The sequence below is a fragment of the Alteracholeplasma palmae J233 genome (genome assembly GCF_000968055.1).
Lineage (GTDB): Bacteria > Bacillota_I > Bacilli_A > Acholeplasmatales > Acholeplasmataceae > Alteracholeplasma > Alteracholeplasma palmae.
Genome location: NC_022538.1, coordinates 1,124,446 through 1,136,998, shown reverse-complemented (window position 1 = coordinate 1,136,998; position 12,553 = coordinate 1,124,446). Strand labels below are relative to the sequence as shown.

The window sequence follows — 12,553 nt, the reverse complement described above, 5'->3', positions numbered from 1 at the left end:
TTCTTTTTATATTAAATCACTATTTTCATTAAAATACTTTGTCATTACTTCATGTAAATAATTTTTATAAAATTCTACAGTATCATGTGTATTCCCTTTATCAAGAACTTCTACAGGTTCTAAAAAATGTAATTGGAAATCAGGCTTGCTTCTAAAAATTTTAGACAAGAAGCGTTGCTTTTTATAAACATAAACTACAGGAAGTATTTTTGAATTTGCATTAATAGCAATTCTAAAGGCACCACTACTAAAAGGTCTAATACCAACATGATATGGAATTAACGCAGTTTCTGGCATAACTAGGATAGCTTTTTTACTTTTAAGTTCATTTGGAATCAGTCTTAAAAATTTACCAAACAGCTTCATTTTAGTTGGAATTGGAACTCCTCCTGAAAAGCGCATGACTTTTCCAAAAATGGGAACACCTAGATTACTTTCTCTCATAATTGCATATATTTTTTTAGGAAGCACTGTTGTCCCAATCATAAAAGTATCTATTGGGTGGATATGATTACTTATAATCACATAACCTTCTTTTTTCAATGACTTTGCATATTTTTTATTTTTCACTCTAAAACCCATAAAAGGACGCGCTATTAAATATTCAACAAAAATTTTAATTGAAAAAATAAAAAAGAGTGATAAGAGTCTAAAAAAAATGTTTTTATTAAAAAACTTATAATCATCTTTTAGTGTAACAGGTCTAGCTTTAATAGTTTCTAATGTGCCTTCATTTGGATCATATTGATTATTTTTATCATCATTCATTATTATCACCTATTTTTATTATACTATATAATCTAGATTTATAAAACCAAATATCAACCTAACTTTTACCTAGATATGATAAAATAGTAGTTATAAAGATAAGTAAAAGGAGATTATAATATGCTAAAGGGCCTGAGTCAAGAAGAAGTAGAAAAACGCATCCAGGAGAAAAAGGTTAATATTACAAAAAAAGGAAGCAGTAAAAGAATTAGTGAAATTATATTTACTAATGTGTTTACTTTTTTCAATATGTTAAGCATAGGAATAGTTATTTGGCTTATTACAATTAATGAGCATAAAAATGCTATGGGTGTTTTTATTATTTTTGCAAACACAATGATAGGAATCATTCAAGAAATAAAAGCTAAAAAAGCAATTGATAAATTATCATTAATAAATGAAGAAAAAGTGGTAGTTATTAGGGAAGGCAATTATTTAGAAATTAATCCTAAAAATATAGTTTTAAATGATTTAGTTGTATTTACTAAAGGAAAACAAATCATAGTAGATGGTAAAATTAAGGAAGGTACATTAGAGATTAATGAATCCCTTCTAACAGGAGAGGCAAAACCTGTTATAAAAACAATTGGTGATCAAGTACATGCAGGGAGCTTTGTTGTTTCAGGAAAAGCAGTTATAGAAGCTTTATTTATTGGAAAAGATACCTACGTTGAAAAACTTACAAAAGAAGCAAAAATTTATAAAAAACCCCAGTCAGAAATATTTAGAAGTTTACAACTAATGATGAGATATATTGGAGTCATTATTATTCCATTAGGGCTCTTATTATTTTTTATAGCGCTCAATGATGGTGTGGCCTATAAGGTTGCGGTTAAATCCATTTCTGGGGCACTTTTAGGGATGATTCCTTCAGGACTCTTCTTACTAACTAGCACTGCACTAGCAGCAAGCGTTGTTAAACTGTCTAAATCAAAAGTCTTGGTCCAAGAACTCTATTGTATAGAAACACTTGCCAGAGTCAATGTGCTCTGCTTAGATAAAACTGGGACTATTACAGATGGAACTATGAGTGTTTATAATACGCTCAAGATCAATACTCTAGATAATTACGATAATTATGAATTGATTTCAGAATATATTAAAAGCCAAAACAATGATAATGAAACTAGTCAGGCAATTGAAATTTACTTTAATAAATCTCAGCTTAATTTTAAGATAAAAAATAATATGCCTTTTTCTAGTGAAAGAAAATATAGTTATGTTGAATATCAAGAATTAGGTAAGTTTTTCTTAGGAGCACCCGAATTTATACTAAAAGAAAACTATCATGTAATCAAAGAAGAGGTTGAAAAACAAGCTTCAAATGGATATAGAGTGTTGTTGTTTGCATATGAAGAAAATGAAAAAATCGTACCACTAGAAATTATTTTAGTAGAAGATAATATTAGAAGTAGTGCATTAGATACAATTAAGTTCTTTAAAGAAAATGATGTAAAAATTAAAATTATATCAGGAGATAACCCAATAACAGTTTCAAATATCGCAAAAAAGGTGGAAGTGGATGGAGCAGAATTATACTGTGATTTGACAAATATGTCAGATGAAGAAGTTAAAATCAGTGCTTTAAAATATAATGTTTTTGGAAGAAGTAATCCTGAACAAAAACGTATCATCATTAGAACACTTAAAGAACATAAGTATAAAGTAGCTATGACAGGGGACGGTGTCAATGATATTCTGGCACTAAAAGAAGCAGATACTTCGATTGCGTTAGCATCAGGAAGTGAAGCCGCAAGAAATGTTTCACAACTTGTTTTGATGGATTCAGATTTTTCTTCTATGCCTAAAGTTGTTGTAGAAGGAAGAAAAGTAATTAATAATATTGAGATGGTTGCGGTATTATTTTTAACCAAAACAATATTCTCAGTTTTACTAGCAGTGTTAACTTTATTTTTTAGTACAAATTACCCTCTAATTCCAATTCAACTAACTTTAATTAGTTTCTTTACAATTGGTTTCCCGGCATTTTTACTAGCCTTCCAACCTAATAAAAAATTAGTTACTGGAAGATTTAGTTATAATATTTTACTTAAAACGATTCCAGGATCGTTTGTGGTAGCCTTTTTTTGCCTAGTGATATATGCTTTATCAGGTTTTCTAAAAATTACTGATACGAAAACTGTATCTAGTTTAGTTTTCTATACCACTGTAGTTACAACATATATGGTTTTATTTAAGACTTGTCTTAAACTAAATTTATTTAGAAAAATTTTACTCAGTGTAATGGCAGTAGGAATTTCCTTTTATGTACTGGTCTTTCCAAAATTCTTTGAACTAGTAGCACTATATCATTTAAAAATAAATGAACTCATTTTTTTAGCAGTCTTATGTTCACTGATATATCCAGTTTATAAGCTGTTTTCACTAATAACAGAAAAAATTATAAAAAAAAGAATATCAAAATGGTATAATATATAAAAGGATGGTGTAATGTATGGCTTATAAAATATTCAAAAAGAAGTTTGACTATAGATTAAGAATTATAGCAGCTACCCCGATGATTTCTATCTTGTTATTTTTAATATTAGGATTTTTCTTTAATTTATGGCATCCAGGCTGGATTGTCTTCTTATTAGTACCTGCAATGCCTTTTATATTAGGCTTGAAGAAAATAACCGCATCATATAGCTTACTATGTTTAATTATATATATTGTGTTAGGTGTTGTCTTTAATTTATGGCACCCAGGTTGGATTATTTTCTTATTAGTACCAATTTTAAATATACTTATACCTAATAGTAAAGTTTCAAGAGATTCTCGCACAGAAAGAATTATTATTGATCAAGATGAAGATAACTAATTTAAAGATGTTGACTTATTTTATAAGTTAACATTTTTTTATTGTTTTTTGGAACAAGTTAACTGCATTCTGGAACACATAGCCATAAAAAACGATAAAAGTGTATAGAATATAACTATGATCTAAGTTGAGGAGATGTTGTTATGGCAGATGCATTAGGTAAAGTTTCAATTAATATTTTTATGTCAGTTTTTTTATTTATCTTCATATATATAGCATATTTTACTTTAGATAAAAAAGATAAAATAAGTAAATTATATATCGCAATGTTACTCACTAATATTGTAGTTTTATTGCTTGAAATACTTGCAAGTTTGGTAGAAGGTGAAAAAGGATATCATATACATATTATTCTATATGCATCATATATGACTATTTTTATTCTAGGAGTCTTCTTATCATTTTATTGGTATTTAATCATGAAAAAGTTTTTTAAGCCAAGCTCTAGTAAATTTAAAGCAATTGAGTTTTTTCTACTGATTGTACAAATTCTTAATATTGTTATTATATTATTTACACCATTTGCAAAACAAATTTTTTATATTGATGATAATAATATTTATCATAGATCTTATGGCTTTTATTATCAATCATTAGCTGTATACTATTACCCATTATTAGCATTTTATACATTAATTAGAGAAAGAAAGAAAATACTAAAAGAGGATTTTATCATTTTATCAACTGCTATCTTAATGCCGTTTATTGGTGTAATATTACAATTTATTTATTATGGTACACTAATTATTTGGTCAAGCACTGGTATTGGATTGGTACTCACTTATATTTTCTTGAAACAAAAAATGGTTCAATATGATGCACTTACTGGAACTTGGAATAGAGGGTCTTTATTTAGATATCTAGAACAAAGAAAAAAAGTAAATAAGAAGAATCTTTTCGGTGTGTTATCATTTGATTTAGATGGATTAAAATCAATTAATGATATACATGGGCATAATTCAGGCGATTACGCTATTATTGCGGCTGTTAATATCATAAGAACAGTTATTGGCAGAAATATTATTACTAGAATGGGTGGGGATGAGTTTATAGCAGTTATAGACTCAAAAGAGGTATTAGAATTAGAAAGAATTAAAAGTGAGATTAATAAACAAGAAGAATTATTTAATGTTAATCGTAAATTGCCTTTTGAAGTCAAAATATCGATTGGCTATGGAGTGTTTGATAGTGATAAAATTCAGTTTGATGAATTTATTGATAGTATTGATAAACTGATGTATATAGATAAAAATAATAGAAAGAAAAATAGGGAAGCTGATTAGTTTTCCTTTTTTTAAAAGCAAACTAAATTTTAATAATGAAGATAAAATTAGGTTGACTTATGAACAAAAAATCACAAGGTAAATTGATTTGTATCTTAATTAGTGTAAAATAGAAATAGGAGTTAACTATGGAAATACAATTAATAGATTATACAAAACTTAAAACTGAATATAAAATAGCATATAGAAAATATAGAAAGTATTATGAAATAACAAAGTCTAATCAAATAATAGGATGTTTTGCTGCTTATGAGAATGAATTTCACTCTAAACATATGTATATACAGCCAGATTTTAAATTTGATGAAAAAGTAGATTCCAAAAGTATTTTTTCTTATATCAAAAAGTATTTTAAGAAACCACTTCAAATAATGATAGACTCTATTGAGTTAGAAATTATTCATAAAATTGAGCATGCTGGCTTTATATTAAAAAGAAAATGTTATGAAAGAGAATTTACTAAAGATAAACTTAAAAACCTTATAGTAGAAAAGGATAATTTAAGATATGCTCAAAAAGAGAGTAAAGTATATCTAGAATTTTCAGAAAAGTATTACCTTTATTATAAAAAAACACATGAAGGTATCTCACCTCTTACTGCAGAAAAAATAGATTTCTATATGAATCTTCCAGAAAGAATCATTTATGATGAACAAAATAACGTTTGTTTTATCAAAGAAAGCGAAATATACTATGTTCTAGGGCATGATGAAAGAAGCTTTGTTCAATTTATAAGGCAAGTTCTTGATTACTTATACAAGCAGTATGATACAGTTTGCTTTGAAGCTGATAATACAGATCCATACGCAACCTTATTGAAAAATTTATTTACAGATACAGATAATACCAGTTTTAATACCTATATTTTAGACTAAAAGATAAATAATAATCGTTTTTTTCAAAATAAAGCATTTACATACAACAAAAGTATGCTTTTTCATGTTATAATTGATTAAAAAATAGGGGAGTTGACACTATGCAAAAAAGAAAAAGTCCATTAGAAGTAAAAGAAGAACCTAAAGTATCTTTAAATAAGAGAACTAATCCATTAGAATTAGAAAAAAAGACTACTGAAGTTAAAACTTTGAAAGAAACAGAGTTTAAAGTATTCACAATTGATAATGCCAACAAAATAAAAAGAAAGTTAACTATTACTAAATTAAGTAAAGTTCTCTTAGAAACTGTTAAAACTATGCATCCTGATAAAAAGACAGGAGTTATTTTAGAAAATGCCCTGTTAGAATATTTACAAAAAACAAATGAACTTGAGTATAAAAAAGTAGTTGATATTTTATCAAAGAAAGAGGGTAATCTATGATTCTAACTTATTTCTGTAAAAAAGGTGGCGTAGGAAAGACAACAGTTCTTGGTGAGAATGCTGCTTATTTAGCTTCAATAGGTAAAAAGGTAATGATAGTTAGCATAGATGATCAAAACTCTGTTTTTGAAATGTTTGGTAAGTCTAAAGAAGTATTTAATAGAGAAGATAATTTTATTGAACATATCTTAACAAATAGTATTACAATTGATGCTGCTATTATTCCAATAAGAGAGAACTTAGATGCGCTTAAGACATTAAATATCGACATGATTTCAAAAAAATTAACTTTAGAACGACCATTTGAAAAAGAATTTGTTCAAATGATTAAAGAACTTGATAAAAAATATGATTATGTTTTTGTGGATTTACCACCTTCAAGTAATAGAACAAGCGAAGTATTATTTGAATTATGTGATCAAATTATTCTTATTGTAGAACTTAATAAACTTGGAGTTAATGGTTTTTATAACACCCTTCAATACTTTACAGATTGTGGCATTGAACTTGATAAAATTAAGTATGTCCTACCTAATGGATTTTCAAAAATGAAATCTGTTCCTAGTGTTGCATTAGAAGAGATTGATGTTATTACAAAAGAAAATTTAAGAAATGCAAATGTTTTAAAGCCAATTCCGGAAAAAGCAAATATTCAAACCCTTCAGCAAAGAGGTATATCCGTTTTTGATTTAGATACCACAGGATTAAATCCATACCAAAAGAATCAAAAGAAAATTTTAGTTGAAGTTTTTACTGAATTATTTGAAACAATTAAATTTTAAATTTACTGATATCTAATTAAATTTAAATTAGATATCTTTTTTATTAGAAAGGTGCTTATATATGTGTCTATTGTGCGAAAGAATTCAACAAATTAAAGATAATAAAAACCCTTATTTTGTAAAAGAACTAGAAACAGGATATGTTGTCATTGGTGATCATCAAAGATTTTATGGATACACACTCTTCTTATCTAAAACACATGTCACTGAATTGCATCTTTTAGAAAAGAAGACAAGAGAAAAATATCTTCTAGAAATGGCTTTAGTTTCTGAAGCATGTTATAAAGCATTTAAAGCAGATAAGATGAATATAGAGTCACTAGGAAACGGTGATGCTCATCTACACTTTCATTTATTCCCAAGAAAACAAGGAGACATGCCTATTAAAGGACCTGTTTGGTGGGTGCCAAAAGAAGAAATGTATGATGAATCACAAAGACCAAGTATGAAAGAATTAGAAAAGTTAAAGCATCAACTTAAAAATGAATTAGATAAATTACTAAAGGAAAGATCACAATGAAAAAAGAAATTTTAATAATTGGTGGAGGACCTTCTGGAATGATGGCAGCTATTTCTGCTAAAACCCATTTTCCTTTAAGCAATGTTACTTTAATTGAAAGAAATAATGAACTTGGCATGAAAATGAAATTAACAGGAGGCGGAAGATGTAATGTCACTGCAACCCTTCCCGTTTCTGAGTTAGTTGAATATATTCCAAAAAATGGAAAATTCTTATATAGTGCTTTAAATAATTTTGGTCCTAATGAAATTATTGATTTTTTTGAAAAAGAGAAATGTCCTTTAAAAGTTGAAGATCACTTTAGAGTTTTTCCTAAGAGTAATAAAGCACAAGATATAGTAGATACTTTAAGAAATAAAATTAAAACTTTAAAAATTAATATTGACTATGAAACACTAGTCTCAGAGATTAATAATGATCAAAAAAAAGTTATAACTAATAAAAAAACGTATCACTATGACCACCTTATTATCGCAACCGGAGGAATTACATTACCTAAAACCGGTTCTGATGGTACAGGGCATACACTTGCTAAAAGCATTGGTCATGAAATCACTGAATTATTACCAGCAGAAGTGCCGCTTGTTTCAAATGATAAAGTAATAGCAGATAAAACGTTACAAGGACTTTCTTTTAAAGATATTAGCATTTCTATTTATGATAAAGGAAAAAATAAAAAAACAATTACTCACGATATGATTATTACACATTTTGGTTTATCAGGGCCTGTAGCATTAAGGGCAAGTTTTTATGTCTTAAATTTACTTAAAAAAACTAGCCAACCAGTTGAAATTAGAATTGATTTTATGCCTAAAATTAAATTAAATGAATTAATTCAACTAGACCCAAAAAAATTAGAAGAAGTAATAAAAGAAAATGAGATACCTAAAAGACTATTAGACTATTTAAAATTAGAGACAAAAGATTATCTAAACTTACTAAAAGAATTTAAGTTAATGATTCACGATGTTAGAGGTTTTAGCCAAGCATTTGTCACTAATGGTGGGGTAAAGGTCAATGAAGTTGATCCTAAGACAATGATATCTAAACTAGACCCTAATATTTCTTTTTGTGGTGAAGTATTAGATATTAATGCCTTTACAGGTGGCTTTAATATTACATCAGCTTTTTCAACTGGATATACAGCTGGAAAATTAGGAAAGGAGTTTTAAAGATGAAAGAACTTTGGGATGCATATGATAAAGATATTAATAAACAGGAACTGACATTAGTAAGAGGTGAAAAAATACCTAAAGGTTATTATCACTTAGTCTCAGAAATAATTGTTTATCATAAAGATAAGATCATACTTTTAACACAAAGATCTTTTGATAAAAAGATTGCTCCTGGATTATATGAAGCCTCATCTAGCGGTTCAGTATTAAAAGGAGAAACGCCTTTAGAGGCAGCTAAAAGAGAACTTTATGAAGAAACTGGCATCAAAGTTACTGAACTTATACCTACATATAAGGAAATACATGAAGAGTTTCAAACTATTTTCTATGGTTTCATAGCTAAGGTAGATATCCAAAAAGATAGCATTGTTTTGCAAAAAGAAGAGACAATTAATTATATCTGGCTTAGTAAAGAAGAACTCTTAAAGTTGATTCAAACAGATAAATATATTCCAAGTCATATCAAAAGACTTAAGGAAGGGCTGGAAAAACTTGATGATTAAACCTAAAAAACTTCAAAAAGGCGATAAAGTTGCCATTGTAAGTCTATCATCAGGGATATTAGGAGAAGACTTTTGTAAACACACTTTAGAAAAAGGGATAGAAAGACTACATCAGCTTAATTTAAAACCAGTATTTATGGAAAACACACTTAAAGGGTTCTCTTATATTAAAGATCATCCAGAAAAAAGGGCACAAGACTTAAAAGATGCTTATTATAACAAGGAAATTAAAGCCATTATTTGTGCAATCGGTGGTGATGATACATATAGAATTTTGCCATATTTAATTGAAGATAAAACATTTATAGATTATGCTAAAAATAACCCTAAAATTTTCACTGGCTTTTCAGACACTACCAATAATCATTTTTTCTTTCATCATATTGGAATTGTATCTTATTACGGCTTCAACTTTATTAATGATTTAGCTGAATTAGATAAAGAGATGTTACCATATTCTAAAAAATCTATATTACAAACTTTTGAAAACTTTTCTCAAACAGAGATTAAATCAAGTGATATTTGGTATGAAGAAAGAAAAAAGTTTGATACTACAGAAGTTAATACACCAAGAATTAGTCATAAAGAAACTAGAGGTTACGAAGTTTTAAGAGGCTCTGGAATAGTTTCTGGTAAACTTATAGGTGGCTGCTTAGAAAGCATTTATGATATGTTTTATGGAACTAGACACCAAGAAGAAAAAGAAATATATGAAAAGTATGGTATTTTAGAACAAACAGGTTTATGGCAAGATAAGATACTCTTTATTGAAACAAGTGAAGAAAAACCAACTCCAGAAAGATATAAAGAACTACTAGAAGGATTAAAGGTTAAAAAAGTATTAGAAAAGGTTAAAGCTATTTTAGTTGGTAAACCGCAAGATGAAGCATTTTATGAAGAATGTAAAAAGATTTTACTAGACGCAACAGCTTTGTATCATACACCTATTTTATATAATATGAACTTTGGACACGGATATCCACGAACAATCCTTCCTTATGGATTAGAAGCACAACTAGATTTAGATGATAAAAAAATTACAATTAAGGAGACCTTTTTTCAAGAATAAAGGATTAACAATGGAAAACAAACAATCAAAATTACAAATTTTAAAATTTACGCTTTTTTCAATTTCCGCTGGAATTATTCAAATTCTTAGTTTTACAATACTTAATGAATTGCTACCACTATTTAATCAAGACTATGGGTTAAACTATATTATTTCTTTAGTACTATCTATTTTATGGAATTTTACTTTTAATAGAAAATATACATTTAAACCTACTAGAAATGTTAAAGTAGCGATGTTACTAATTTTATTATTTTATTGTATCTTTACACCGATTACTGTTTTACTTGGAAATTACGCTCAACAAAACGGTATCAATGAATATATCATTTTAGCAGTAACAATGATTTTAAACTTTGTTTTAGAATTTTTATATACTAAATATTTTGTTTATAAAAAAAAGAAAGAAGAGGCTTAATATATGAAAAAACAACTTCCAAAAAGAAGTGAAGTAAATGTAGCACATACATGGGATTTAAACACCATTTACAAAGATGAAAATGCATATGAAAAGACATTAGAGTTATTATTAGAACAAGTTATATCTTTTAAAACTAAATTTGAACACAAATTAAATAATGCTAAAACTATTAACGATGCTCTAACAGAATTACAAGAGATTCAAGGACACTTAGTTAGATTATCTGCATATCAAAGTTTATTTATATCAGTAGACGCAACCAATCCTGTTAACCAAACTAGATCTGCAAGATTTGGTAATAAATATCAAACAGTTTTAGAAAGCATTACATTTATCACAACAGAATTAAATGAAGTGAGCTTAGATATTTTAGAAGAAGCTAAAAAATTATCTAAAGAAAATGAATCATACTTAGAAGATGTAATCAAAGAAAGAGCACATATATTATCATCAGATGCTCAAAAAACAGTTGTGGCTTTATCACAAACATTAAATGCACCTTACACTAATTATCAAAGATTCAAAATTAATGATATGAAGTTTCCAGATTTTGAAGTCAACACTAAAAAGTTCCCTAATTCATTTACATTATTTGAAAACGAATGGGAATATGAAAGCAATACAGAAATAAGAAGAAAAGCTTATGAGTCATTCTATGATGTATTAGCTCAATACCAAAATGGTTTTGCAAGCAATTATCAAGCACACTTACAAAAAGAAAAAGCCTTTTCTAAACTTAAAAAGTTTGATTCTACAATTGAATATTTATTATGGAATCAAGACGTATCTCGTGATATGATGGATAGACAAATCGATGTCATCATGAAAGAATTATCACCAGTAATGAGAAAATATGCTAGATTATTGAAAAAAATTCACCATTTAGATGAATTAACATATGCTGACTTAAAGATTGCTATTGATCCTAGCTTTGAACCTAAAGTAACGATTGAAGAATCTAAAAACTATTTATTAGATGGACTTTCAATTTTAGGTAGTGAATACTCTAAAATGGTTCAACGCTCATTTGATGAAAGATGGACAGACTTTCCACAAAATATAGGTAAATCAACTGGTGGTTTTTGTTCATCCCCTTATGGTGCTAATTCATTTATTCTAGTGAATTGGAATGGACAAATGGATGAAGTAATGGTTTTAGCTCATGAATTAGGACATGCAGGTCATTTCCAATATGCAAATAAATATCAAAATATTTTTAATACAAGACCTTCTATGTACTTTATTGAAGCCCCATCAACAACCAACGAATTAATTATGAGTAGACATTTAGTCAAAAATGCTACAGATAAGAGATTAAAAAGATGGATCCTTTCTGTAATGATTTCTAGAACATATTATCATAACTTTGTTACTCACTTACTTGAAGCAGCATTCCAAAGAGAAGTATATACAGCATTAGATAACAATCAACCTCTTACTGCAAATACACTTAACCAATACAAACTTAAAGTCTTAAAAGACTTCTGGAAAGATGATGTAGTCATACCTGATTATGCAGGACTTACTTGGATGAGACAGCCACACTACTTTATGGGATTATATCCATATACTTACTCAGCTGGACTAACTTTAGGAACTGAAGTTTCTAAACAGTTATTTGAAGGAACAATTAAAGCTGATGAATGGATTAATGTTTTAAAGGCTGGAGGGACTAAAAAACCTTTAGATCTTGCTAAAATGGTAGGAATAGATTTAAGTACAGACAAAGCACTTAAAAATGCTATTCAATTCATCTCTAATTCAGTTGATGAAATTGAAAGATTAACAGAAGAATTGGAAAAATAACAGTCAAATATAAAAATAAAGTACTTCTAATTAATGAAGTACTTTTTTTCTTTGAATTAACAAAAATTAAACATTCATGATTGTATT

At 27.7% G+C, this 12,553-nt stretch carries 13 protein-coding genes; 12 read left to right on the top strand and 1 reads right to left on the bottom strand.

The features are described from left to right. Window positions 1-6: 6 nt before the first annotated feature. Window positions 7-768 (bottom strand): lysophospholipid acyltransferase family protein, encoded by a 762-nt coding sequence (locus BN854_RS05235; RefSeq protein ID WP_026660966.1) that lies wholly within the window; start codon window positions 766-768, stop codon window positions 7-9. A 120-nt stretch (window positions 769-888) separates the two neighbouring features. Here BN854_RS05235 and BN854_RS05230 point away from each other — a divergent pair, with 120 nt between their 5' ends. From BN854_RS05230 to pepF, 12 genes are all read left to right on the top strand, one after another. After that, complete coding sequence (locus BN854_RS05230; RefSeq protein WP_026660958.1) at window positions 889-3,207, top strand: HAD-IC family P-type ATPase; 2,319 nt, start codon at window positions 889-891, stop codon at window positions 3,205-3,207. A 16-nt stretch (window positions 3,208-3,223) separates the two neighbouring features. Continuing rightward, window positions 3,224-3,589, top strand: coding sequence for a hypothetical protein (locus BN854_RS05225; RefSeq protein WP_026660951.1), 366 nt, complete (start codon window positions 3,224-3,226; stop codon window positions 3,587-3,589). A 143-nt stretch (window positions 3,590-3,732) separates the two neighbouring features. Continuing rightward, complete coding sequence (locus BN854_RS05220) at window positions 3,733-4,872, top strand: GGDEF domain-containing protein (RefSeq protein ID WP_026660943.1); 1,140 nt, start codon at window positions 3,733-3,735, stop codon at window positions 4,870-4,872. A 128-nt stretch (window positions 4,873-5,000) separates the two neighbouring features. Then, window positions 5,001-5,747, top strand: coding sequence for a hypothetical protein (locus tag BN854_RS05215; RefSeq protein WP_026660932.1), 747 nt, complete (start codon window positions 5,001-5,003; stop codon window positions 5,745-5,747). A gap of 101 nt (window positions 5,748-5,848) precedes the next feature. Continuing rightward, the gene (locus BN854_RS05210) at window positions 5,849-6,190 is read left to right on the top strand and encodes a hypothetical protein (protein ID WP_026660924.1); all 342 of its coding nucleotides are present in this window, start codon (window positions 5,849-5,851) and stop codon (window positions 6,188-6,190) included. Next, entirely contained in the window at window positions 6,187-6,972 is a 786-nt protein-coding gene (locus BN854_RS05205) for a ParA family protein (protein WP_026660914.1), read from the top strand. The genes BN854_RS05210 and BN854_RS05205 overlap by 4 nt, the downstream gene beginning before the upstream one ends. A 61-nt stretch (window positions 6,973-7,033) precedes the next feature. Then, a complete protein-coding gene (locus tag BN854_RS05200) occupies window positions 7,034-7,492 on the top strand; it encodes an HIT family protein (RefSeq protein ID WP_026660907.1) in 459 nt (152 codons plus the stop codon). Next, entirely contained in the window at window positions 7,489-8,664 is a 1,176-nt protein-coding gene (locus BN854_RS05195; protein WP_026660898.1) for a BaiN/RdsA family NAD(P)/FAD-dependent oxidoreductase, read from the top strand. Before BN854_RS05200 ends, BN854_RS05195 begins: the two co-directional genes overlap by 4 nt. Before the next feature lie 2 nt (window positions 8,665-8,666). Then, complete coding sequence (locus tag BN854_RS05190) at window positions 8,667-9,170, top strand: NUDIX hydrolase (protein WP_026660890.1); 504 nt, start codon at window positions 8,667-8,669, stop codon at window positions 9,168-9,170. Then, a complete protein-coding gene (locus BN854_RS05185; protein ID WP_026660881.1) occupies window positions 9,163-10,239 on the top strand; it encodes a S66 family peptidase in 1,077 nt (358 codons plus the stop codon). The genes BN854_RS05190 and BN854_RS05185 overlap by 8 nt, the downstream gene beginning before the upstream one ends. 10 nt (window positions 10,240-10,249) lie before the next feature. Further along, on the top strand, window positions 10,250-10,657 hold the full coding sequence (locus BN854_RS05180; protein ID WP_026660872.1) for a GtrA family protein: 408 nt from the start codon (window positions 10,250-10,252) through the stop codon (window positions 10,655-10,657). 3 nt (window positions 10,658-10,660) lie between these two features. Beyond that, window positions 10,661-12,466: an oligoendopeptidase F gene (pepF, locus tag BN854_RS05175; RefSeq protein WP_026660864.1), complete on the top strand. Its 1,806-nt coding sequence runs from the start codon at window positions 10,661-10,663 to the stop codon at window positions 12,464-12,466. Window positions 12,467-12,553 lie beyond the last annotated feature (87 nt).